This is a genomic window from Rhodopseudomonas sp. (genome assembly GCF_036404135.1).
GTDB lineage: Bacteria > Pseudomonadota > Alphaproteobacteria > Rhizobiales > Xanthobacteraceae > Rhodopseudomonas_A.
The window spans coordinates 13993-36357 of sequence record NZ_DASWPE010000016.1; the positions used below are offsets into that span (position 1 = coordinate 13993).

A 22365-nucleotide genomic window follows, 5' to 3' on the forward strand; every position below is an offset into this window, starting at 1 on the left:
GATCCGGAAAATGGGATAAGTGGATCCGGGTCTGGATCGTGCGCAATCCATAAGCTTGATCTTTGAAGGCGATGTCGATGCCGTTTGATCCGAAATTCAACGACCCGCCGCGGCGCCGGTTCGGCCCGATCCCGGTGCGGATGTTGGTCCCCAACGTGATCACCCTGCTGGCGATCTGTGCCGGCCTGACCGCGATCCGGCTCTCCACCGAGGGGCGGATGGAGCTCGCGGTGGCGGCGATCGTGTTCGCCGCGGTGCTCGACGGGCTCGACGGCCGGGTCGCGCGGATGATCAAGGGGCAGTCGAAATTCGGCGCCGAACTCGACAGCCTGGCCGACTTCGTCAACTTCGGCGTGGCACCCGGGCTGATCCTGTATTTCTGGCAATTGCATGAGCTGCACAATGTCGGCTGGATCGCCTCGATGATTTTCGCGATCAGCGGCGGGCTCAGGCTGGCGCGCTTCAATTCGACGATGGACGATCCCAACAAGCCGGCCTTCGCGACGAATTTCTTCACCGGGGTGCCGGCGCCGGCCGGCGCCATCGCCGTGCTGTTGCCGGTCTACATGTCGTTTCTCGGCGCGCCGTCGCTGCCGGCGGTGCTGACCGCGCTCTATACGCTGGTGATCGCCGGGCTGATGGTGTCGCGGCTGCCGGTGTTCTCCGGCAAGGCGGTGCGGATGCGGGTGCCGCCGGAAATGGTGTTGCCGCTGTTCGTCTCGGTGGTGTTCATCATCGCGCTGCTGATCGGCTATCCCTGGTACATGCTGTCGGTCGGCACACTGCTGTATCTGATCAGCCTGCCGCTCGGGGTGCGGTCGTATCGCGAGCGCGCCCGCAACGCCGCCGCGCATCCCGCGCACGGCGCGGCTGCCGGCAACCATGGGCCGCATCCGACCTCGTCGCTATCGCCGACCGCCGATTCGACGCAGGACGAGCGGCCGCCGCGGCTGAATTGACCCCGGGTTGCGCAGCGCGCCTGGTCCGTGGATAGTCGCCGCCGGCAGCGCCGCGGCGCGCTGTCCAAACGCGAACCAGGAGGACAGGCTTGACCCCATCCACGACGGCGCCGTTGTCTGCGGCGGTTCTCGAGGCGCTGGCGCGCTATGACACCCCGACGATCTGCAACGCGCTGGAACTGGTGGCGCCGCAGCGTCGGCTGATCGGCTTCACCACCAAGCCGCTGCAATGTCCGTTCCCAGATCTGCCGCCGATCGTCGGCTATGCCCGCACCGCCACGATCCGCGCCGCGGTTGCCTCCAGCCTATCGCCGGCCGAACAGCAGGCGCGGCGGCTGGCCTATTACGACTATGTCGGCAGCGGGCAGGGGCCGCGTATCAGCGTGATCCAGGATCTCGACGGGCCCGACTCGGGCTTCGGCGCGTTCTGGGGCGAGGTCAACAGCGCGGTGCACAAGGCGCTGGGTTGCCGCGGCGTCGTCACCGACGGCTCGATCCGCGACATCGGGCAATGGGCGCCGGACTTCCAGGCTCTGGCCGGCTCGATCGGGCCGTCGCACGCTTATGTCCACGTCGAGGGCTTTGCCGACGAGATCCGGGTTGCCGGAATGACGGTGCGCTCCGGCGATCTGATCCATGCCGATCGCCACGGCGCGGTGGTGATTCCTCCAGAAGTTGCCGTGCAACTGCCCGAGGCGGCGGAGCTCTGCGGTCGCCGCGAGGCGCCGATCCTGGAGATCGCGCGCAGCCCGTCGTTCACGCTCGAGCGCCTCAAGGAGGCGTTGCGGCGTTCCGCCGAGATTCACTGAGCCGGAATCAGCGCGTCGGCGGCGTCGCCGATCGCGGTGTAGATTTCGTCGAGATCGGCGGCCGAAACGCAATAGGGCGGCATCACATAGATGGTGTTGCCGAGCGGCCGCAGCAGCAGGTTGCGGCTGGAGAAGAAGGTTAGCAGCTTCGGCCCGATGCCGGCGAGATAGCCGCCGTCCGGGGCTTTGAGATCGAGCGCGGTGATGGTGCCGATGCGGCGCACGTTCTCGAACCGCGGATCGTTCTCGAACGGCTTCAGGCGCTGCGCCTGCATCGCCGCCACCGCCGCGACGCCGGCGGCGCATTGCGGATCCTGCCACAATTCGAGGTTGGCGCGCGCCGCGGCGCAGGCCACCGAATTGGCGGTGTAGGAACTGGAATGGAAGAAGGTGCGGGTGCGGTCCGGCGAATAATGCGCCTCGTAGATCTCGCCACGGCACAGCGTCACCGCCAGCGGCAGCGAGCCGCCGGTCAGGCCCTTCGAATAGCAGGCGATATCGGGCAACACCTCGGCCTGTTCGCAGGCGAACAGCGTGCCGGTGCGGCCCCAGCCGGTCATCACCTCGTCGGCGATGAACAGCACGTTGGACGCCTCGCAGATCCGCTTCATCTCGCGCAGCACCGAGGGCGGATAGATCAGCATGCCGCCCGAGCCGAGCAACAGCGGCTCGACGATGAACGCCGCGGGCTTGGCGCGGCACGCCGCCTCCAGCGCGTCCAGCGTCGCCTGTTCGTGGCCGGCGCTGGGAAACGGGATCACCGTGACGTCGAACAACAGCGGCTCATAGGCGGCGTTGAAAACGCCGCGGGCGCCGACCGACATCGTGCCCACGGTGTCGCCGTGATAGGAGTGCTGCATCACCGCAATCCCCGAGCGCGGCTCGCCGATATTGCGCCAATAGCCGAGCGCCATCTTCAGCGCCACTTCCACCGCGGTCGAGCCACTGTCGGAGAAGAACACGTAGTCCAGCCCGCTCGGCGTCAGCTTCAACAGCGCCTTGGCGACGTCTTCGGCGGGCTGATGGGTGTAGCCGGCGAAGATGATCTGGTTGAGCTGCGCGGCCTGCTCCTGGATCGCCTTGACGATATGCGGATGGCAATGGCCGTGGGTCACCACCCACCACGAGGCGATGGCGTCGATGATGCGCGCGCCGTCGTCGGTGTAGAGATAGGCGCCGTCGCCGCGCACCACCTTGGTCATGGCGCCGTGCAGCGCGTGCTGGGTGAACGGATGCCAGATCGGCGAATGCGATGCGGTGCTCACGATACGAAATCATCCCGGTTGAAGGCGGTTGCGAAAGCGGCCTGCAGCGTCTGGCGATTCAGCGGATCGAGCCGCGGCAGCCGACCGAGCCGTCGCACCTTGCCGATTGCGCAGATGATGTCTTCGCTGTCGCGCACCTCGTCGCCGATGAAGGCGACGCCGCAGATCGCAATGTCGCGGCGGCGCAGCGCTTCGATCGACAACAGCGCATGGTTGATAGTGCCGAGCGCGGTGCGCGCGCACAGCACCACCGGCAACTTCCAGCGCGCGAAGGCGTCGATATACATCGTGTCGGAATTCAGCGGCACCATCAGCCCGCCGGCGCCTTCGATCACCAGCGGGCCGGCGATTTGCGGCACGTTGAGCGCGTCGAGTTCGATGCGAACGCCGTCGATCGAAGCCGCAAGATGCGGCGAGGCCGGGGTGTTGAGGCGAAAGCGCTCCGGCAGGATGCATTCGGCGGGCAGCCCGCTGAGCGCCGCAACCCGGCCGGAATCGGTGCCGCCGTCGAGCCCGGCCTGCACCGGCTTCCAATAGGAGGCGCCGAGAAATCCGGCGAGCCCGGCGGAAAACACCGTCTTGCCGATGTCGGTATCGGTGCCGCTGACAACGATCGCCTGGCTCATCTCGCGGCACCTTTGGTTTCTTCGTCGAGGGCGTCGAGCATCGCCAGCACCTCGGCCTCGCCGACGTTCAGCGTCAGCGAGATCCGCAATCGCGCGGTGCCGGCCGGCACCGTCGGCGGCCGGATGCCGCGGATGTCGAAGCCGCGCGCCTGCATCGCCGCGGCGAGCGTCATCGCCCGCACATTGTCGCCGACGATGTAGGGCAGGATCTGCGAATTCGACAGCCGCTGTCCGCCGCGGGCTTCGAATTCGCGGTGGGTGAACTGGATCAGATCGAGCAGCCGTTGTGGCCGTTCCGGTTCGTCCCGCAACAGCATCAGCGCTTCCCTCACCGCGAGCGCCACCAACGGCGACGGCGCGGTGGAAAAGATGAACGGCCGGCAGCGATTGACCATGAAATCCCGCAACACCTGCGTCATCGTCACCAGCGCGCCGGCGGCGCCGAGCGCCTTGCCGCAGGTATGCACCACGATCAGGTTTTCGCGTCCCTCGAACGGCGCGGTGAGGCCGCGGCCCTGCGGGCCGTAGATCCCGGTGGCATGGGCTTCGTCGACGATCAGAAAGGCGTCGTGGCGATCAGCCAGCGCTATCAGTTCCGCGAGCGGCGCAAAATCGCCGTCCATGCTGTAGAGGCTTTCGACCACGATCCAGACCCGGCCGGTGCCGCCCTCGGCGCGCCAGGCCTTGATCGTATTCTCCATCGCCTGGGCGTCGTTGTGACCGCCGTCGCGATAGTCGGCGCGGCCGGCGCGGGCGCCTTCATGGATGCTGGCGTGGACCAGGGTGTCCAGCGCCAACAGATCGCCGCGCTGCGGCAGCGTGGTCAGCACGGCGAAATTCGCCACATAGCCGGCGGCGAAAAACAGCGCGGCGTCGGCGCCAAAAAACTCCGCGGCGTAGCTTTCGAGGCTCTGATGTTCGGCGCAGTTGCCGCGCAGGCTGCGCGAGCCGCCGGAGCCGATCGGGGTGCCGGCTTCGAGCGCGGCGGTCACCGCGTCTCTGAGCCGCGGCGCGTTGGCCAGCGCCAGATAATCATTGGAGACGAAGTCGATGCCGGCGCGCGGAACCAGGCGCCGCAGCCGGCCGTCGTCGTCCAACGCCTGTAGTGCCGCGCGATAGGGCGCCAGTCTGTTGCTTTGTGTGAAGGTCATGTCTTCTTCAATCGCGGGCGCGTGGCGCCGGTGCGGAGGACTGGCGGTTCACGGCCAGCGGGGTTTCGGTGCGCCGTGCGCAGCCGAGGCGGTCGGCGAGGTCTATAGCGCGTTTGTCGCGCCAGAGCGACCCGGCCGACCCGCGCTATTTGCAGCCAAGACCTGTGTGCCCGGGGTGTCTGGCGCGGCGCGGCCGGTCGGGCGGAGGATGCGCGCGGCCTTGAACGGCTTCTGCGCATCGCCATTAGGCTGTTGTTAATAATTACTTATCCGGTAACGGGTCTTTAATGGCGCCGACGCTACGGTGGTTCCGCGCTGCTCAGAACGGGTTGTGCCGCCGCCAAGTGCGGCTGAGTCGAGTGCGTGCGCCTCGGAGTTTGCAATGGATATTATGACGAGCGCCGGACTGCTCGGCGGCATGTGCGTGATCGCCCTGATGGTGTTCATGGGCGGCGATCTACACATGTTCATCAGCGAACATGCCATGATCATCATCTTCGGCGGCTCGATCACCGCGACGATGATCCGCTTCCCGCTCGGCGTGATGCTGCACGGTCTGCCGCTCGGCGCCAAATTCGCCTTCACGATGAGCCGGCTGTCGGCGCGCGACCTGGTGGAAGAACTGGCGCGGATCGCCGAGATCGCCCGCAAGCAGGGCCCGGTCGGCCTCGAGAAGGTCGAAACCGACGAACCGTTTCTGGCCAAGGGCATCCGCTACGTCGCCGACGGTTACGACCTGGAATTCATCCGCGACAACATGGAGCGGGATCGCGACAACTTCCTGATGCATCTCGACGAGGGCAGCAAGATCTATCGCGCGATCGGCGACTGCGCGCCGGCGTTCGGCATGATCGGCACGCTGATCGGCATGGTGCAGATGTTCGCCAACATGACCGACCCCTCGAAGCTCGGCCCGTTCATGGCCACCGCGTTGCTGGCGACGTTGTACGGCGCGCTGGTCGCCAACCTGTTCTGCCTGCCGATCGCCGACAAGTTGCACGGCAAGAAGATCGACGAGGAGACCAATCGCACGTTGATCATCGACGGCATCCTGATGATCCGGGATTCCAAGAGCCCGACCTTGGTGCGCGAAATGCTGCTGGCCTATCTGCCGGAAAAACATCGCCATGAAGAAGGCGAACCGATGCCGGCGTAGGCGGTCGCTGGCGGCGGTCCGGAAAACAAGCCATGGCCAAGAAGAAAAAGGCGGAGGAACACGCGGGCGGCCACGGCTGGTTCGTGACCTTCGCCGATCTGATGGGCCTGATGATGAGCTTCTTTGTGATGCTCGTGTCGTTCTCCAACCAGGATCAGCACAAACTGCAGGTTGCCGCCGGATCGATCCGCGAGGCGTTCGGCGTGCAGAGCGACTCGCGCTATTCCGGCGTGCTGGAAACCGACGGCATCCCGACCCGCGGCAAGGTCAAAAACAAGGCGCACGTCTCGCCCGACGAGGCCACCAACACCCCCAATCCGGACGACGGCGGCGAGTCGACGACCACGCCCTCGCAGACCAAAGCCGAGCGGGATTTTGCGCTGGCCTCGGCGTCGCTGCGCCAGGCGCTGCAGGACCTGCCGGAACTGACCGAACTGTCGAAGAACATCATGTTCGAGGAGACCAAAGAGGGCCTCAACCTCGAGATTATCGACCAGGACGGCCGCTCGATGTTCGCCGACGGCTCCAAGGTGCCGTTCGAGCGCACCCGGCTGTTGATCCAGAAACTGGCGGCGCCGTTGCGCGCCACCCCGCTGCGGGTGTCGATCGTCGGTCACACCTCCTCCGGTCTGATGCCGGGGCGCACCGACTACAACGCCTTCGACCTGTCGTCCGACCGCGCCAATGCGGTGCGCCAGATCCTGGAGCGCGAGGGGCTGCCGACCAGCCACGTGTTCGCGGTCTCCGGCAAGGCCGACAGCCAGCCGTTATTTCCCGACGATCCGATGCTGGCCGCCAATCGCCGGGTCACCATTACCCTGATGCGGGAAAGCCCGCCGCTGCCGCCCGGGCTGAAACCCTAGCAAAGCTGGTATCCGGGGACCGTGTGCCGGCGCGTTTTATCTTGGCTTTCAACGGCTTAGAGCGCAAGATAACCGCCGGGCCCGCCGCCTGATGGCCGCCCGCTCAATGTCCGCCGCCCCGGTCTGGTGCCGCGATTTCCCTGTTGGGGAGTGCCGCGCAGGGGGTGACATCGAACCAACGGTGTTATAATCCGCGTCACCATATGGGGCTGCCCCGCCGGCTCGGTCGGGATCAAAACTATCATCAGAGCGTTTCCAGCATCATGGCCCTTACCAGCGCCGCGTCCCCCGACGCTCCTCCCACCACAGGCTTCTGGGCGCTGACGCTCGGCGGCATCGGCGTGGTGTTCGGCGACATCGGAACCTCGCCGCTCTACGCCTTCCGCGAGGCGGTGCATGTCGCCGCGGAAGGCGCCCAGGTCACCCGCGTCATCGTGCTCGGCGTGTTGTCGCTGATCCTGTGGTCACTACTGATCGTGGTGACGGCGAAATACGTGCTGCTGCTACTGCGCGCCGACAACAACGGCGAGGGCGGCACGCTGTCCTTGATGGCGCTCGGGCAGCGCGCGCTGGGGCGGCGCAGCGTGGTGCTGATGAGCCTCGGCGTGATCGGTGCCTCGATGTTCATCGGCGATTCCATGATCACCCCGGCGATCTCGGTGCTGTCGGCGGTCGAAGGTTTGAAGATCGCAGCACCTGCGCTCGAGCACTATGTGGTGCCGCTGACGGTCGGCATCCTGGTGGTGCTGTTTGCATTCCAGCGCTGGGGCACCGCGAAGGTCGCCTCGGCGTTCGGCCCGGTGATGATCGTCTGGTTCAGCATGCTGGCGGTGCTCGGGCTCATTCACATCAACGACGATCCCTCGGTGCTGGCGGCGATCAATCCCTGGCACGCAGTGCACTTCATGCTGTCGCATGGTATGGTCGGGCTGGTGACGATCGGCGCGGTGTTTCTCGCGGTCACTGGCGGCGAGGCGCTATACGCCGATCTCGGCCATTTCGGCCGCAGGCCGATCCAGACCGGCTGGCTGTTCTTCGTGCTGCCGTCGCTGCTGATCAATTACTTCGGCCAGGGCGCGCTGGTGCTGTCGCATCCCGATGCGGTCGAGAACACGTTCTACCGCATGGTCCCGGAGAATTTCCTGCTGCCGCTGATCGTGCTGGCGACCGCCGCCACCGTGATCGCCAGCCAAGCGGTGATCACCGGGGCGTTTTCGCTGATCAGCCAGGCAGTGCAGCTCGGCCTGTTGCCGCGCTTTGAGGTGCGCTACACCTCGGAGACCCACGCCGGGCAGATCTATCTGCCGCGGGTCAACATGCTGCTGTTGATCGGGGTGTTGATGCTGGTGCTGCTATTCCGTAGCTCGAGCGGTCTGGCGTCGGCCTACGGCATCGCGGTGTCCACCACCATGGTGGTCGACGGCGTGATGGGCTTCGTGGTGATCTGGAAATTGTGGGGCTGGCGCCCGGCGGCGGCCGCCGCCTTGATCTTTCCCTTCGTCGCGGTGGACGCCATCTTTTTCAGCGCCAATCTGCTGAAGCTGCTGGAGGGCGCCTGGGTGCCGCTCTTGTTCGGCCTGATGATGGCGGCGATGATCTGGGTGTGGCGGCGCGGTTCGGCGATGCTGATCCTGAAGACGAGGCGCACCGAGGTGCCGCTGAACGATCTGATCCAGAGCCTGGAAAAGCGCCCGCCGCATATCGTCAAGGGCACCGCGGTATTTCTCACCAGCGACCCGGAATATGTGCCGACCGCGCTGTTGCACAATCTCAAGCACAACAAGGTGCTGCACGAGCACAACGTGATCCTGACCATCCAGACCGCGCAGACTCCGCGGGTCAGTCTCGCCGAACGCGTCAGCATGGAGAACATCAGCGACAAGTTCTCCAAGGTGCGGCTGCGCTTCGGCTTCATGGAATCGCCCAACGTGCCGAAGGCGCTGGTGATCGCCCGCAAGCTCGGCTGGCAGTTCGACATCATGTCGACGTCGTTCTTCGTGTCGCGGCGCTCGCTGAAGCCGGCCGCGCAATCCGGCATGCCGCGCTGGCAGAACCATCTGTTCATCGCGCTGAGCCGCTCCGCCAACGACGCCACCGACTACTTCCAGATCCCCACCGGGCGGGTGGTGGAGGTCGGCACCCAGGTCACCATCTGAGCCGGCGCGATGCTGCAGCCGCGGGTCTGCAACGCGGATTCGGCCGGACCGCGCAGATCAATGAATGTCGCATGATTTTGCCTCAGAACGGCGCCTCGCAGAGAATGTCTCAATCGCATTGCCGAGGATTCCGACCATGACCAACTGGTTCAAGCGCTTGATTTTCATCGCCCAAGGCGCGACGTTGGCGCTGCCCTTGCCGAGTGTCGCCGTGCTCGTGGGTATGCAATTCGATCCGATCAGTGCGACGGCGGGGGAGAGTGGTGTGGGAGCTCAGGTTCACGATTTGACGCCGCAGCAGGTGTCGGCGGGGATTGCGGAGGGACGCTATCTGCTGGTCGACGTCCGCGAACCCAACGAGGTCGCCGCGGAGGCCTACCCCGAGGCGGTGGTGGTGCCGCTGTCGAGCTTCGATCCGAAAGCCATCCCGGACCCGCACGGCAAAGAGGTGGTGTTCGCCTGCAGGTCCGGCAAGCGCTCGGTGACCGCGTCGCTGGCCGCGCAGGCGGCGGGGCTGGCCTATGACAAGCATCTGGCCGGCGGCATTCTCGGCTGGAAGGCGTCGGGATTGCCGACCAAGCCGGGCCACTGATCCGCCGATGAACCCGGTCTTTGCCGATCTGCCGGTCACGGTATTCGAGGCGATGTCGCAGCTAGCGCGCGACAACAACGCCATCAATCTCGGCCAGGGGTTTCCCGACGATCCGGGTCCGGAGGACATCCGCCGCGCCGCCGCCGACGCGGTGCTGCATGGCAACAACCAATACCCGTCGATGATGGGGATTCCGGAACTGCGGCAGGCGGTGGCCAAGCATTATGCGCATTGGCACGGCGTCGCGCTCGATCCGATGAGCGAAGTGATGGTGACCTCGGGCGGCACCGAGGCGCTGACCGCGTCGATCCTCGCGGTGGTCGAGCCCGGCGACGAAGTCATCGTGTTCCAGCCGGTCTACGACTCCTATCTGCCGATCATTCGCCAGGCCGGCGGAATTCCGCGGCTGGTGCGGCTGGAGCCGCCGTATTGGCGGCTGACCGAAGACGCATTGCGCGCGGTGTTCACGCCCAAGACCAAGGCGGTGGTGTTCAACAATCCGCTCAACCCGGCCGCGGTGGTCTATCCGCGCGAAGACCTCGAATTGCTGGCGCGGTTCTGCCAGGAGTTCGACGCCGTCGCGATCTGCGACGAGGTCTGGGAACACGTGGTGTTCGACGGCCGCGCGCATATTCCGCTGATCTCGATTCCCGGCATGCGCGAGCGCACCATCAAGATCGGCTCGGCTGGCAAGATCTTTTCGCTGACCGGCTGGAAGATCGGCTTCGTCTGCGCGGCGCCTGCGCTGTTGCGGGTGGCCGCCAAGGTGCACCAGTTTCTCACCTTCACCACCGCGCCGAATTTGCAGGTCGCGGTGGCCTATGGGCTCGGCAAGGCCGACGAGTACTTCCTGCAGATGCGCAAGGATCTCGCGGTCAGCCGCGACCGGCTGGCAAGCGGGCTGAAGAGCATCGGCTTCCCGGTGATCCAGTCGCAGGGCACCTATTTTCTCACCGTCGATCTGGCGCCGCTCGGGCTCAACGAAACCGACGAGACGTTCTGCCGGCGCATCGTCACCGACTACAAGGTCGCCGCGATTCCGGTCTCGGCGTTCTACGAGGAGGACGCCGTCACCTCGGTGGTGCGATTCTGCTTCGCCAAGAAGGACGCCACGCTCGACACCGCGCTGGAGCGGCTGTCGGATGCGGTGCACCGCCGCTAGCGCTATTGCGGTTCTGATAGAATCAGAGCCGGAGTTCTAGCTTATTATTTTGACGCGTTTTCTTCACGCGAACCGGGATCCACTTCGCTCGAAAACGCTATAGGAGCAACGATGCGGTTTCACCTCAGCGGTCGTCTTCGGTTTCTCGCGGCCCTCATCGGCTGCGTGATCATGGCGCTGCCCGCCCGCGCCGAGGAGCGCGTGGTGAATTTCTACAACTGGTCGAACTACATCGCGCCCGGCGTGCTCGACGACTTCACCCGCGAGACCGGCATCAAGGTGATCTACGACACCTTCGACGCCAACGAGACGCTGGAGACAAGGCTGCTCGCCGGCAAGTCCGGCTACGATGTGGTGGTGCCGACCGCGTATTTCCTGCAGCGCCAGATCGCCGCCAACATCTTCCAGAAGCTCGACAAGGCGAGGCTGCCGAACCTCGGCAACGCCTGGGACGTCGTCACCAAGCGGCTGGCGATCTACGATCCCGGCAATCGCTATGCGGCGAACTACATGTGGGGCACCACCGGGATCGGCTACAACGTCGCCGCGGTGCACAGGATCCTCGGTCCGGACGCGGTGATCGATAGCTGGGCGATGGTGTTCAAGCCGGAGAATCTCGCCAAGTTCCAGGACTGCGGCGTGCACATGCTGGATTCACCCGACGACATCCTGCCCGCGGCGCTGAGCTATCTCGGCCTCGACCCGAACTCCACCAAGCCGGCCGACCTGGAGAAGGCCGCCGATCTGGTCAGCAAGGTGCGGCCCTACGTGCGCAAGTTTCACTCCTCGGAATATCTCAGCGCGCTCGCCACCGGCGAGATCTGCCTGGTGGTCGGCTGGTCGGGCGACATCATGCAGGCGCGCAGCCGCACCGCCGAGGCCAACAACGGCGTCGAGATCGGCTATGCGATCCCGAAGGAGGGCGCGCAGATGTTCTTCGACAATCTGGCGATCCCGGCCGACGCCAAGAATGTCGCCGAGGCGCACGAACTGATCAACTACCTGTATCGCCCCGAGGTGGCGGCGAAAAATTCCGATTTCCTGTCCTACGCCAATGGCAACCTGGCCAGCCAGAAGCTGATCGATCCCAAGGTGATCGGCAACAAGATGGTGTATCCGGATCCCGCGACGGAGAAACGGCTGTTCATCATCACCGCGCGTGACCCAGCCACCCAGCGCGTCATCAACCGACTGTGGACCAAGGTGAAGACCGGGCTGTAGCCGGAGGCCGCAGCATTCTGCTGGTGAGCGCCCGCGCTCTCGCAACCCCAAAGGCTGTCATTCCGGGGCGCGAGAGCGAAGCTCGAGCGAACCCGGAATCTCGCTGTGGACGTGAGAGTCGGTCGTGTTGCAAGATTCCGGGTTCGCTCGGCCTTTCGGCCTCGCGCCCCGGAATGACGGTCGTGTTTGAATTGCGCGACCGCGCCGCCGCAGCCGCTATCGCCAGCGGCGGTGCAGCCATAGCCACTGCTCGGGATATTCCCGCACCCAGCCTTCGATCGTCGAGGTGATCACCTGCATGGTGCCCTGGATGTCGATCTCGCCGTTGGCATTGCGGACCGGCGGAATCTGCTCGGTCAGTTCGACGCGAAAGCGGTGCTCGGGCAGCCGGATGATACGCACGCCGTGGATCGGACAGTCGATCTGCCGCAGCAGCCGGGCCAGCAGCGGATTGGCCCGGGTCTTGCGGCCGAAGAACGTCACCTCGACGCCGTTGGAGAACCATTGATCGACCAGCATGCCGACATGCTGGCCGCTCTGCAGCGCATGCGCGAGCCGGATCGGCGCGCCGCTGCCGGCGGCGATCAGCGCGCCCATTTTCACCGCGCGCAATTGCTGCACGATGCGATCGGCGGCGGCGATGTTGGGTGGGCGATACAGCACCGCGGAGTCGAGCCCATGCGCCACCGCGGCCACGGCCGGCAATTCCCAATTCGCGGTGTGGCTGGCGAACACCAGCGCCGGCTTGCCGTCGCGTTGCAATTGTTCGAACAGTTCCAGCGTGCGCGGGGCAAGCTCGATGCGGCCGTGGCCGGGCTGCGCCGGATCGAAATCCCAGACGTGATCGAGATGAGCGAATTCGGCAGCGACCCGGCCGAGATTGTCCCACACCCCCTCGAGAATGCCGTCGATCTCTTGCGGGGATTTGTCCGGGAACGCGGCGGCCAGATTGGCGCGGCCGATGTTCTGCTCCGGCAGATGCGGCCCGATCTTGCGCGTCACCCGGCCGAAGAAATCCGCGGTGGCGATCGGATCGAAATGCCGGGTGGTACGCAGCAGCCCGACTGCGATCGCGCCGACCACGGCGCCGAGCGCCGACTTGGTCAGCGTGCGGACGATCGCGACGCTGCGGAGCAGAACCCGGTTCATCGCAGGTGAACGACGATTTTGCCGAACACCTGCCGGCTTTCCATGCGCTTCAGCGCCACTTCGACGTCCTCGATCGGCACCTCGGTATCGATCACCGGATGCATGCCGGCGGCGATCTTGTCCAGGCTCTGTTCGATGTTGCGGATGGTGGCGCCGAACGAGCCAAAGATGCGGTATTGCTGCTGGAATAGCTGCATCAGATTGATGGTCGCGGTCGGCCCCGAGGTCGAGCCGCAGGTGACCAGGCGGCCGCCGCGCTTCATCACCATCAGCGAGCCGTTGAAGGTGTCGGCGCCGACGTGTTCGAACACCACGTCGACCCCCTTCTTCTTGGTGATCTTGCGGGTCTCGTGCTCGAAGCGGTCGTTGCGGTAGTTGATGACGTGGTCGGCGCCGAGCTTCTTCACGCCTTCGATCTTGGAATCGTCGCCGACCGTGGTGATCACGGTGCAGCCGATCGCCTTCGCCATCATGATCGCCACGCTGCCGATGCCGGAGCCGCCGGCATGCACCAGAATGGTTTCGCCGGGCTGCAGCTTGGCGTTGTCGAACAGCATGTGCTGCACGGTGGAGAACGCGATCGGCGCGCAGGCGGCGTCGCGCACGCTGACGCTGTCCGGCACCGGGATCACCAGCCGCTCCGGCATGTTCAACAATTCGCGGGCGAAGCCGTCGACGTGAAAGCCGATCAGCCCGCCGACGTTCTCGCAGAAATTGTCGCGGCCGTCGCGGCAGGGCTTGCAATGGCCGCAGGTCAGCGCGCCGTACATCGCGACCTTTTGCCCGACCTTGAAGCGGCTGACGCCGTCGCCGACCGCGGCGATTTCGCCGGCGGCCTCGGCGCCGACCACGATCGGCAGCTTGCGCTTGACGAAGGCCATGCCGCGAAAGCCCCAGACGTCGATGTGGTTGAGTGCCACCGCGCCGACGCGGATCTGCACCTCGCCTTCGGCCGGTTGCGGCGGATCGGGAAGTTCTGCAACCACCAATTGGCGGTCGGCGACGAGGGTGAGCGCGCGCATGGGATGGTGTTCCGGACGAAAGGGCGGGATTTCCGCGGGTTGCGTATCGCCGGTTGAAGCCGAGGCGTCAACCGCCGAGCGCGTTAACTCAAGGTCGGAGGACTGGCGGCCTCGCGGCGGCGGCGCGCGGTCTCTTACGAAGCGACAGGTGAAGCCGGGCTCGCGACGCAGCCTCCGCCGTCGAATACTAGCCCGGTTCGCCGGTCAGGATCAGCGAGGCGTTCTGGCCGCCGAAGCCGAACGAGTTCGACATCACCGCGGTAACGCGGGCGTCGCGCGCCGTGTTCGGCACCACGTCGAACGGAATCGCCGGATCCGGCACGTCGTAATTGATGGTCGGCGGAATCCGCTGATGCTCCAGCGTCAACAGCGAGAAGATCGCCTCGACGGCGCCGGCCGCCGACAGCGTATGGCCGACCATCGACTTGTTCGACGACACCGGGATGGTGGTGGCGCGTTCGCCGAACACCGTGGAGATGCCGAGATATTCCATCTTGTCGTTTTCCGGCGTGCCGGTGCCGTGGGCGTTGATGTAGTCGATTTGCTCGGCCAGCAGGCCGGCGTCGGTCAGGGCGTTGCGCACGCAGCCGACGATCGGCTTGCCGTCGGGGCTGGAGCGGGTGCGGTGAAAGGAGTCCGCCAGTTCGCCGCAGCCGGCGACGATGCCGAGGATCTTGGCGCCGCGCGCGGTGGCGGCTTGGTAGCTTTCCAGCACCAGCGCGCCGGCGCCTTCGGCCATCACGAAGCCGTCGCGGTTCTTGGCGAACGGCTTCACCGCGGTCTGCGGCGGATCGTTCTGGGTCGACAGCGCCGACAACAGCGAGAATCGGATCAGCGCTTCGGCGTTGACCGAGCCGTCGGTGCCGACGCACAAGGCGGCGTCGGCTTCGCCGCGGCGGATCGCCTCGACGCCGAGTTGGATCGCGGTGGCGCCCGAGGCGCAGGCGGTCGACAGCGAGATCGGCGAGCCCTTGGTGCCGTAGGTGTCGGCGAGATGGTCGGCGACGGAGGCGAACATGAAGCGGCGGTGGTAGGGCGCAAACTTGCCGCCGCCGGAGACCTCCAGCAGTGTGTCGTAGTTGATGTCGTTGCCGCGCGCGACCGCGGCGGCGAGCTCGCGGCGCGCGGTCCATTCCAGCTCGACCGGCGCCACGGCGAGAAACAACGGGCCGGGGAAATCGCCCTTGCGGCCGATGCCGGCCTGCGCGATCGCCTCTTCGGTGGCGATGTCGGCGAGCCGCTCCGACAGCACGGTGGAGGAGAACGGCTCCACCGGCACGAAGTCGATCGCGCCGGCCATCGTGGTCTTGAGGCCGTCGGTGGGGAATCGGGTGATGGTGCGGATGCCGGATTCGCCGGCGGTCAGCTTGGCCCAATTGTCGGTCTTGCCGGCGCCGAGCGAGGTCACCACGCCCATGCCGGTGATGACGACGATCGGTCGGCCGAACTTATCGCGCGTTGCTGTCATGACAACTCCGTCGGGTGCGGGTTCAACTGATCGCCTCCACCAGCGCCATGCCTTCGCCGCGCCAGTGGCCGGTGCCGATCACCACGATCTGGTTCGGCGCCGACGACATCTCACGCTCGAGGCCGGTCGGGTCGTTCGGCGCAAACAGGGCGCCGCGCGAAATCGACAGCGCGGCGAGCGCGATGCCGAGCGGAAACTGCGCTTCCATGATGTGGCCGAAACTGGTGCCGGTGGCGCGCACCGGCAGATCAGCGTGCTCACGAAGAAACGCACGCTCCTCGGCGGTGACCGGCTCGGCGCCGGTGGCGCCGGTGATGATCGCGGCATGGCCGGCATCGACCGGGCCGAGCTTCGACCATAATTTGTCCAGCGTGGCGGCGACCGCGCCGGGCTGGCGCGGGGCGAGATCGGCGACCACGCTGCGCAGCCGCGCGAACGGCTTGGCGCCGCGGGCCTCGGCATGGGCGCGCGATTCGATCACCAGGAAGGCGCTGCCGGAGCCGAGCGCGAAGCCGCCCTTGGGTTCGCGCTGCCACACCGGCGCGTAGGCGTCCTTGAGGCTGAAGTCGCCGAATTCGTACAGCATCAACAGATCTTTGCGCTCGCCGTTCTGGGCTGCGCCGATCAGCGCGATGTCGCTCTGGCCGGCGGCGATCCGCGCCAGCGCGATGCGGGCGGCGTCGATGCCGGCCTGTTCCTCGCCCATGAAGGTGCGCGACGATCCGGTGACGCCGTGGACGATGGCGATGTTGCCGGCCAGCAGGTTGGAGAGCTGCGCCAGAAACAATGTCGGGCGCAGGTCGTTCATCAGCCGTTCGTTGAGGAAGCCGGGCGGCGTATTGCCCTGCGCCTCGGCGTTGAGGATCGCCGAATCCACCGCCAGATCGCGCTCGCCGCCGCCGGCGGCGACGATCATGTCCATCTTCGACAAGATGTCCTTGTTGCCCTTGAGGCCGGCGGATTCCAGCGCCAGACCGGCGGCATAGGTGCCGATCCGCTGCCAGGCCTCCATCTGCCGCTGGTCGCCCTTTTTCGGGATCTGCTGATCGAAGCTGATCGGCGCCAGCGGATGCACCACATAGGGCGCGAGGCTTTTGGCGTCGACGTTGACGCGGCCGGCGTTCAACGCGTCCCAATGCGCGTCGAGCCCTTCGGTCAGCGATGAGGCAAGGCCGATCCCGGTGATCCAGGCTTCCACCGCTTGCGTTGCGTCTGTTTGCGTCTCAGCCATGGGCGATCGCCTGTTGCGGGAAACCGATACGTTTGGCCATCACTTCCATATGCCCGCGCAGATCCGGGTTCGGAAACGGCACGTGGCGGAAGGTGAGGGTGGCGTTGCAGGCGAGCTTGCCGCCGCTGAAGATCTTGGCGGAGGTCATGCTGTAGCCGGATCCTTCATGAGCGATGCTGGCTTCGATGGTCAGCAATTCGCCGGGGGTGACGAAGTTGCGCATCTTGGCGTCCTTCACCGCGGCGAGGAACGGCATGCGCTCGAACTTCATCAGCGCGATCATCAGCCAGCCCGAGGTCTGCGCCATGGTCTCGATCAACAGCACGCCCGGCATCAAGGGATAGCCGGGAAAATGCCCCTCGAAGATCGTGCTCTCGGTGGGGACCTGGGCTTCGACCGTGATGCTGCGCTTGTCGACGTCGAGCGCGACGATCCGGTCGATCAGATGGAAATAAGCAAGGTTCATGGTGCGGGCGCTACGCGCCCTTGGCCGCGACCAATTCGTCGATGCGGGCGCTGAGATTGTTGAGCACGAAATACTGTTCGGTGGTCGCCTTGCCGTCGTTGACCTCCTGGGTCCACTTTTCCAGCGGCAACTTGATGCCGAACGCCTTGTCGATGGCGAAGGCGATGTCGAGGAAGTCCAGGCTGTCGATCCCCAGATCGTCGATCGCGTGGCTTTCCGGCGTAATCGTGTCGCGCGGGATGTCGCAGGTTTCCGCAATGATTGTAGCGACCCGATCAAATGTGGAAGTCATCATGAAGCCTTTGATATGGTGGAGAGAATTTGCTCGCTGCAGGAACCAAACCCAGGCGTCCCCCGGACGGCTCCGCGCGGCAAGGAAGCGATCGTTTGCCCGTATAACGGAGCGCCGGCCGGAGTTCAATGGCAGGCAAAAGCCTGGCGGTATCATATTCCGGAGGAGATCGAGGCTCAGCCTTGCGAATTGCCGATCTGCGCGCAGTCCCGCCGCCCCATCAACACGCAGTCCTGGGTCTTGCGCATGTCGGCGAGACTGACCGCGAGCCAGATCCCGATTGCGGTGAGCGCGATGGTGAAGGCGAGGGCCGCCAGATTGGCCAACATGCGATGGCGGAACTCGTCGGGTTTCTCGCCGCTGTGCTGATAGCGGGAGAGATCATCGGCCGGATGGTGCGGCCCGGTTCCCGAACCCGGCTCGACATGCAGTTGCGGCGGCGGCGCCGCGCCGGCGCGCGGCCGGAATTGCAGCACGCGGTGATCATCGTCGGCAATGCTCGGTCGCTGGGCCTTCATGGCTGCTGATCCGTCACGCGATGTTGCTGACATCGCATCGTCGCAGTGTGGAGAAAAACCCCGCCGACCACAACCGGAAACCGTCCGCCGAATTTGCATATTAGCTTAGTGGCTTTGACGGCCCGGCGCGGCGTCGGGCCGGTCCGGCTCGGTGTCGTGGAACCGGCTGTAGTCGATGCGGACCCGGCCGTTGTCGGCGATGCTGACGATATCGGCGTAATGCTCGCCGAAGCGGACGTCGTCGGGGAAGTAGGTCTGCCGCGAGCGCACGGTCTGCGCCGCCATCTCGTCGTAGCCGGGGACCAGCACTATGAAGTGCGCGTTCATGGCCTTCAGCTCGTCGGGGCCAAGACCATGCAGCGGGCTGTGCGCGTCGATCACGTGGTACAGCATCCAGCTCAGCGCCAGCACCGGGCTGTCGCCACGCGTCAGCGGCAGGTCGGTGAAGTGACCATAGCGGTGGCCCTCCTTGCTGATGCCGGTGCGGAACAGCGAGATCTGCGCGGTGGCATGGCTGACGATGGTGTGGCGCTCATTGGCGAACCGCGCCATCAGGGTCGGCTTGCCCTCATGGATCGACACCACCAGACTCTTGGCGAACATCACCCGCGCATTGGGCCGGGAGAACCGCGCAAAGATCAGCCCGGTCATCAACGACATCGAAAAGATGCCGGTGAACAATTCGATTGTGGCGACGAAGTGCCCGTAATGGGTCTGCGGATGCATGTCGCCATAGCCCGCGGTCGACAGCGTTTCGATGCTGAAATAGAAAAAATCGATATAGGCGCCGCCCGGCACGTTGGCGATCGGCTGGTCGCCGATCCAATACAGCAGCGCGAAAGCCGCGTTGAAGATCAGAAACACCGCGGCCGCGCCGGCGATGAAGCTCGGCCACGAGGCGGTCATGCAGCGATGGCTGATGTCGGCCCAGAAGCCGAGATCGAGTCCTTCGGCGACGATCTCGCGGCCGCCGAACTGAATGATGCGCCGCTTGGATTTTGATTGCCGGGATCTGGTCATCGAGCGGGCTTGGTGATGCGGCGCGCCGGCCGCGCGGCAAGCCGGCGCGGAGCGAGGAGACTGTCGGTCGGGGAGGCGGCGGCGCGGACTAACATGCTGGCGGGTCGCTCGGCGGCGCTTCGGCGACCGGCTTCGGCGGCTCCTTGCCGCCGAGCAGCCGATGCAGCCGGCGTTCCAGCGGCCCGCCGGTCAGCAGCACGACGAAGGCGATCGCCAGCGCCACCGCGATGATGCGCCATTGCCCGGCGCCGCAGACGATGCCGACGCAGGCGGTTAGCCAGGTGCAGGCGGCGCTGGTCAGGCCGTGCACCCGGGCGCGACGCGGCGAGCGCACGATCACTCCGGCGCCGAGAAAACCGATGCCGGTCAAGATGCCCTGAATCACCCGGCTGGTGGCGTCGGTGATGCGGCCGACGCTGTCGCCGGGATCGGCCAGCATCACCACCACGGCGGAGGCCAGGCTGACGAGGCCCAGCGTGCGCACGCCGATCGGTTTGCCGTGCAGGTCGCGATTGAGCCCGATCGCGCCACCGGCCAGGGTGGCGGCGCCAAGCCGCAGGACGATCTCCGACCACTCGATCAATGCCATCGCCTCGTGCGGGTGCTATTTCGGCAACCGGCCCATCAGGTAGAATTCGTCGTTCGGCCGCATCGCGGTGACGTTGGCGAGCCGGTTCGACAGCGCGAAGAATGCGGCGATCGCGGTGATGTCCCAGATCTCGTCGTCGGAAAAGCCGTGGCGGCTGAGTTCGTCGATGTCCTTGGCGGTGACGGTTTCGGCGGCGCGCGACACCAGCATGGCGAAATCCAGCATCGCCTTCTGCCGCGGGGTGATATCGGCCTTGCGATAATTCACCGCGATCTGGTCGGCGATCTGCGGGTTCTTGGCGCGGACCCGCAGGATCGCGCCGTGCGCGATCACGCAGTAATGGCATTGATTGGCCGCCGAGGTCGCCACCACGATCATCTCGCGCTCGGCCTTGGTCAGCCCGCCGTCCTTGTCCATCAGGGCGTCGTGATAGGCGAAGAAGGCGCGGAATTCGTCCGGCCGATAGGCCAGCGTCAGGAACACGTTCGGCACGAAGCCGGATTTCTCCTGCACCGCGAGAATCCGGTCGCGGATGTCGTCGGGCAGTTGGTCGAGGGCGGGGACGGGAAATCGCGGGGCGATCGGCGACGGCATGGTGAGGGGGTCCGGCGAACGTAACAGGGCGCGTAGTGTCGGTCGCCGCCGCCGCGAAAGCAAGCCGGCCGCGCCACCGCGCTCAGCGCAGCGGTTTCTTCAAGAGCGAGAAGCGGTCGGGGTCGAGCCCGAGCGAGGGCTGCAGCAGCGGCGACTCGATGCTGCGGGCGATCGGCCGCTCGGTCGGGCCGGGATCGTTCGGCACCTCGCGATGCGAGGTGGCGCCGCGCCAGCGCTCCAGCACCGCGTCGACGAAATGCATGTCGTGGCCGGCGGCCACCGACGGCACCGTGGCGATGGTGGCCTCGGAGCGCGGCAATTGATGCGGCGGCACTTCCTTGAAGCGCAGCCGGGTCGGCAACGCCACGCCTTCGCCGAACGCCAGCACCTCGCGGGTGCCGAGCGAGGGGATGAACGACAACAGATTGGCGGCGGCGTCCGACACCGCCGAGCGCAAGAGCGCCTGGTCGCGCTCGTTGGCGAGCCGCATCGCGAACAGCGTGTTGCATTGCGAGATGATGGTGGGATCGAGCTCGGCCGGGCGCTGCGTGACCAGGCCGAGATAGACGCCGTATTTGCGGCCTTCCTTGGCGATCCGTGACACCGCCTTGCGGGTCGGGCCGAAGCCGATGTTGCGGTCGGCGGAGGCGTAGCGATGGGCTTCCTCGCAGACGAACAATAGCGGCGACACGCCGTCGCTCCACAGCCCGAAATCGAACGCCATCCGGCACAGCACCGACACCACCGAATCGACGACTTCGGCGGGGAAACCGGCAAGCTGCATGATGGTCATCGGCCGGCCGTTGGCGGGCAGCCGGAACAGATGGCTGATCACTTCCGCCATGGTGTCGCCGCCGACATTGGCGTTGTCGAACATGAAGGCGTAGCGCGGGTCGTTGCGCACGGTCTCGATGCGCGAGATCAGCTTGTGATAGATGATGCGCGAGGAACGGTTTTCCAGTTTGCCCATCCGCTCGTCGATCAGCGAGATCAGGTCGACCAGCCGGTACGGCACCGGGGTATCGGCGGTGTAGCCGATGGTCTTCGGATCGATCCGCTTCAGCCCGATGCGGTCGGCGTTCTGATACTGGGTGTAGACGCCCTTGGCGATCGGCAACACCTCGGCCAGGATATCCAATTCTTCCGGCACGCCGGGGCGGCCGGCGAACAAGACGTCGACGATCTCTTCGAAATTGAACAGCCAGAACGGCAGCTTCAGATTGCGCGGATTGAGCACCAGCGCGCGGTCGCCGAAGCAGCGGCCGTATTCGTTGTGCACGTCGAGCAGGAAGATCCGCAGATGCGGCCGCGATTTCAGGATTTCGTTGAGCAGCAGCGAGACGCCGGAGGATTTGCCGACGCCGGTCGAGCCGAGCACCGCGAAATGCTTCGACAGCATGTCCTCGATGTCGACATAGGCGACAACCGACTGGTCCTGCTGCAGCGTGCCGACATTGATCTGGTCGGAGCCGGTCGGGGCATAGACGGTGCGCAATTCCTCTCGGGTGATCAGTTCGGCGGCATCGCCGATGGTCGGATAATTGGTGACGCCGCGCTGGAATTTGGCGCGCAGCGGCGCGCTGACGATCTCGCCGAGCAGGTCGACCGAGGCGATCGCGATATAATCGTCGGTCGGTGACAGATTCTCGCACGACACTTCGGTGATCATCGCGACGATGGTGGAATTGGCGCAGCGGATCGAGATGAAGCGGCCGACGGTTGCGCGCACCTGCGCGCGCTCCAATTTGCTGGCCGCCAACAGCCCGATCCGGGCCAACGATCCGCGGACCGAGATGACAGTGCCGAAGCTGGTGGAAAGTGTGTCGTGCTGCATCGAATCAACCGCGTTGCCGCGCCTCTGAATGCGCAAATGTGCAAGATGTTGTTGGATAAAGCGTTAAGCAGGCGCGGCCGCCGCAGGCGCGGAAACGCCTCGCCGTCCGGCGCGCCGGCGTGTTTTGGCTGCGATAATGCAGGGAGCGCGACGCCGCGGCTTCGGAAGCGGCCAGGCGCGCCGCGGCGGCTCGATTGTTAATCATCCGCGGCGGAAAGCCCG

The 22365-nt window shown here is 65.7% G+C and carries 22 protein-coding genes; 8 read left to right on the plus strand and 14 right to left on the minus strand.

Features of this window, described 5'->3' with window-relative positions:
- Positions 1 to 77 precede the first annotated feature (77 nt).
- Positions 78 to 959: a CDP-diacylglycerol--serine O-phosphatidyltransferase gene (gene pssA / locus VGC77_RS01775; protein ID WP_331169842.1), complete on the plus strand. Its 882-nt coding sequence runs from the start codon at positions 78 to 80 to the stop codon at positions 957 to 959.
- A gap of 89 nt (positions 960 to 1048) precedes the next feature.
- Positions 1049 to 1768, plus strand: a complete 720-nt coding sequence (locus VGC77_RS01780; RefSeq protein WP_331169843.1) for an RraA family protein — start codon at positions 1049 to 1051, stop codon at positions 1766 to 1768.
- On the opposite strand, the gene VGC77_RS01785 is transcribed toward VGC77_RS01780, so the two are convergent.
- From VGC77_RS01785 to VGC77_RS01795, 3 genes are read right to left on the minus strand one after another with little or no spacing between them, the layout of a single operon-like run.
- Positions 1762 to 3033: an adenosylmethionine--8-amino-7-oxononanoate transaminase gene (locus VGC77_RS01785; protein ID WP_331169844.1), complete on the minus strand. Its 1272-nt coding sequence runs from the start codon at positions 3031 to 3033 to the stop codon at positions 1762 to 1764. The genes VGC77_RS01780 and VGC77_RS01785 overlap by 7 nt on opposite strands.
- Positions 3030 to 3659 (minus strand): dethiobiotin synthase, encoded by a 630-nt coding sequence (bioD, locus tag VGC77_RS01790; protein ID WP_331169845.1) that lies wholly within the window; start codon positions 3657 to 3659, stop codon positions 3030 to 3032. Before bioD ends, VGC77_RS01785 begins: the two co-directional genes overlap by 4 nt.
- Positions 3656 to 4810 (minus strand): 8-amino-7-oxononanoate synthase, encoded by a 1155-nt coding sequence (locus VGC77_RS01795; protein WP_331169846.1) that lies wholly within the window; start codon positions 4808 to 4810, stop codon positions 3656 to 3658. The genes bioD and VGC77_RS01795 overlap by 4 nt, the downstream gene beginning before the upstream one ends.
- Before the next feature lie 382 nt (positions 4811 to 5192).
- On the opposite strand from VGC77_RS01795, the gene VGC77_RS01800 reads away from it, so the two are divergent.
- From VGC77_RS01800 to VGC77_RS01825, 6 genes are all read left to right on the plus strand, one after another.
- Positions 5193 to 5966 carry a motility protein A gene (locus VGC77_RS01800; RefSeq protein ID WP_331169847.1) on the plus strand — a complete coding sequence of 258 codons (774 nt, stop codon included), beginning with the start codon at positions 5193 to 5195 and terminating at the stop codon, positions 5964 to 5966.
- A 32-nt stretch (positions 5967 to 5998) separates the two neighbouring features.
- Entirely contained in the window at positions 5999 to 6829 is an 831-nt protein-coding gene (locus VGC77_RS01805; RefSeq protein WP_331169848.1) for a flagellar motor protein MotB, read from the plus strand.
- A 263-nt stretch (positions 6830 to 7092) separates the two neighbouring features.
- On the plus strand, positions 7093 to 8985 hold the full coding sequence (locus VGC77_RS01810) for a potassium transporter Kup (protein ID WP_331169849.1): 1893 nt from the start codon (positions 7093 to 7095) through the stop codon (positions 8983 to 8985).
- A 223-nt stretch (positions 8986 to 9208) separates the two neighbouring features.
- A complete protein-coding gene (locus VGC77_RS01815) occupies positions 9209 to 9577 on the plus strand; it encodes a rhodanese-like domain-containing protein (protein ID WP_414709594.1) in 369 nt (122 codons plus the stop codon).
- A gap of 7 nt (positions 9578 to 9584) precedes the next feature.
- Positions 9585 to 10739, plus strand: coding sequence for an aminotransferase (locus VGC77_RS01820; RefSeq protein WP_331169850.1), 1155 nt, complete (start codon positions 9585 to 9587; stop codon positions 10737 to 10739).
- Between the two features lie 171 nt (positions 10740 to 10910).
- A complete protein-coding gene (locus VGC77_RS01825) occupies positions 10911 to 11960 on the plus strand; it encodes a polyamine ABC transporter substrate-binding protein (protein ID WP_331169881.1) in 1050 nt (349 codons plus the stop codon).
- Between the two features lie 216 nt (positions 11961 to 12176).
- Here the strand turns inward: VGC77_RS01825 and VGC77_RS01830 are convergent, their stop codons facing one another.
- The 11 genes from VGC77_RS01830 to VGC77_RS01880 form a co-directional block, all read right to left on the minus strand.
- Positions 12177 to 13109 carry a lipid A biosynthesis lauroyl acyltransferase gene (locus VGC77_RS01830; protein WP_331169851.1) on the minus strand — a complete coding sequence of 311 codons (933 nt, stop codon included), beginning with the start codon at positions 13107 to 13109 and terminating at the stop codon, positions 12177 to 12179.
- On the minus strand, positions 13106 to 14131 hold the full coding sequence (locus tag VGC77_RS01835; RefSeq protein ID WP_331169852.1) for a zinc-binding dehydrogenase: 1026 nt from the start codon (positions 14129 to 14131) through the stop codon (positions 13106 to 13108). The genes VGC77_RS01830 and VGC77_RS01835 overlap by 4 nt, the downstream gene beginning before the upstream one ends.
- Before the next feature lie 187 nt (positions 14132 to 14318).
- Positions 14319 to 15599, minus strand: coding sequence for a beta-ketoacyl-ACP synthase (locus VGC77_RS01840; protein WP_331169853.1), 1281 nt, complete (start codon positions 15597 to 15599; stop codon positions 14319 to 14321).
- 22 nt (positions 15600 to 15621) lie between these two features.
- Entirely contained in the window at positions 15622 to 16830 is a 1209-nt protein-coding gene (locus tag VGC77_RS01845; RefSeq protein ID WP_331169854.1) for a beta-ketoacyl-ACP synthase, read from the minus strand.
- Positions 16823 to 17296: a 3-hydroxyacyl-ACP dehydratase FabZ family protein gene (locus VGC77_RS01850; RefSeq protein ID WP_331169855.1), complete on the minus strand. Its 474-nt coding sequence runs from the start codon at positions 17294 to 17296 to the stop codon at positions 16823 to 16825. Before VGC77_RS01850 ends, VGC77_RS01845 begins: the two co-directional genes overlap by 8 nt.
- 10 nt (positions 17297 to 17306) lie before the next feature.
- Positions 17307 to 17588, minus strand: a complete 282-nt coding sequence (locus tag VGC77_RS01855) for an acyl carrier protein (RefSeq protein ID WP_331169856.1) — start codon at positions 17586 to 17588, stop codon at positions 17307 to 17309.
- A gap of 176 nt (positions 17589 to 17764) precedes the next feature.
- Positions 17765 to 18106, minus strand: a complete 342-nt coding sequence (locus tag VGC77_RS01860) for a hypothetical protein (RefSeq protein ID WP_331169857.1) — start codon at positions 18104 to 18106, stop codon at positions 17765 to 17767.
- Between the two features lie 105 nt (positions 18107 to 18211).
- On the minus strand, positions 18212 to 19126 hold the full coding sequence (locus VGC77_RS01865; RefSeq protein WP_331169858.1) for an ion channel: 915 nt from the start codon (positions 19124 to 19126) through the stop codon (positions 18212 to 18214).
- A gap of 88 nt (positions 19127 to 19214) precedes the next feature.
- Positions 19215 to 19715 (minus strand): MgtC/SapB family protein, encoded by a 501-nt coding sequence (locus tag VGC77_RS01870; RefSeq protein ID WP_331169859.1) that lies wholly within the window; start codon positions 19713 to 19715, stop codon positions 19215 to 19217.
- Between the two features lie 15 nt (positions 19716 to 19730).
- Entirely contained in the window at positions 19731 to 20309 is a 579-nt protein-coding gene (locus VGC77_RS01875; protein WP_331169860.1) for a peroxidase-related enzyme, read from the minus strand.
- 82 nt (positions 20310 to 20391) lie between these two features.
- A complete protein-coding gene (locus VGC77_RS01880) occupies positions 20392 to 22143 on the minus strand; it encodes an ATP-binding protein (protein ID WP_331169861.1) in 1752 nt (583 codons plus the stop codon).
- Positions 22144 to 22365 lie beyond the last annotated feature (222 nt).

Excerpts from the sequence above, each read along its gene's own strand:
- pssA (WP_331169842.1), top strand. The coding sequence starts at position 78 with ATGCCGTTTGATCCGAAATTCAACGACCCGCCGCGGCGCCGGTTCGGC.
- bioD (WP_331169845.1), bottom strand. The coding sequence starts at position 3,659 with ATGAGCCAGGCGATCGTTGTCAGCGGCACCGATACCGACATCGGCAAG.
- VGC77_RS01795 (WP_331169846.1), bottom strand. The coding sequence starts at position 4,810 with ATGACCTTCACACAAAGCAACAGACTGGCGCCCTATCGCGCGGCACTA.
- VGC77_RS01800 (WP_331169847.1), top strand. The coding sequence starts at position 5,193 with ATGGATATTATGACGAGCGCCGGACTGCTCGGCGGCATGTGCGTGATC.
- VGC77_RS01805 (WP_331169848.1), top strand. The coding sequence starts at position 5,999 with ATGGCCAAGAAGAAAAAGGCGGAGGAACACGCGGGCGGCCACGGCTGG.
- VGC77_RS01810 (WP_331169849.1), top strand. The coding sequence starts at position 7,093 with ATGGCCCTTACCAGCGCCGCGTCCCCCGACGCTCCTCCCACCACAGGC.
- VGC77_RS01815 (WP_414709594.1), top strand. The coding sequence starts at position 9,209 with ATGCAATTCGATCCGATCAGTGCGACGGCGGGGGAGAGTGGTGTGGGA.
- VGC77_RS01820 (WP_331169850.1), top strand. The coding sequence starts at position 9,585 with ATGAACCCGGTCTTTGCCGATCTGCCGGTCACGGTATTCGAGGCGATG.
- VGC77_RS01825 (WP_331169881.1), top strand. The coding sequence starts at position 10,911 with ATGGCGCTGCCCGCCCGCGCCGAGGAGCGCGTGGTGAATTTCTACAAC.
- VGC77_RS01830 (WP_331169851.1), bottom strand. The coding sequence starts at position 13,109 with ATGAACCGGGTTCTGCTCCGCAGCGTCGCGATCGTCCGCACGCTGACC.
- VGC77_RS01835 (WP_331169852.1), bottom strand. The coding sequence starts at position 14,131 with ATGCGCGCGCTCACCCTCGTCGCCGACCGCCAATTGGTGGTTGCAGAA.
- VGC77_RS01840 (WP_331169853.1), bottom strand. The coding sequence starts at position 15,599 with ATGACAGCAACGCGCGATAAGTTCGGCCGACCGATCGTCGTCATCACC.
- VGC77_RS01845 (WP_331169854.1), bottom strand. The coding sequence starts at position 16,830 with ATGGCTGAGACGCAAACAGACGCAACGCAAGCGGTGGAAGCCTGGATC.
- VGC77_RS01850 (WP_331169855.1), bottom strand. The coding sequence starts at position 17,296 with ATGAACCTTGCTTATTTCCATCTGATCGACCGGATCGTCGCGCTCGAC.
- VGC77_RS01855 (WP_331169856.1), bottom strand. The coding sequence starts at position 17,588 with ATGACTTCCACATTTGATCGGGTCGCTACAATCATTGCGGAAACCTGC.
- VGC77_RS01860 (WP_331169857.1), bottom strand. The coding sequence starts at position 18,106 with ATGAAGGCCCAGCGACCGAGCATTGCCGACGATGATCACCGCGTGCTG.
- VGC77_RS01865 (WP_331169858.1), bottom strand. The coding sequence starts at position 19,126 with ATGACCAGATCCCGGCAATCAAAATCCAAGCGGCGCATCATTCAGTTC.
- VGC77_RS01870 (WP_331169859.1), bottom strand. The coding sequence starts at position 19,715 with ATGGCATTGATCGAGTGGTCGGAGATCGTCCTGCGGCTTGGCGCCGCC.
- VGC77_RS01875 (WP_331169860.1), bottom strand. The coding sequence starts at position 20,309 with ATGCCGTCGCCGATCGCCCCGCGATTTCCCGTCCCCGCCCTCGACCAA.
- VGC77_RS01880 (WP_331169861.1), bottom strand. The coding sequence starts at position 22,143 with ATGCAGCACGACACACTTTCCACCAGCTTCGGCACTGTCATCTCGGTC.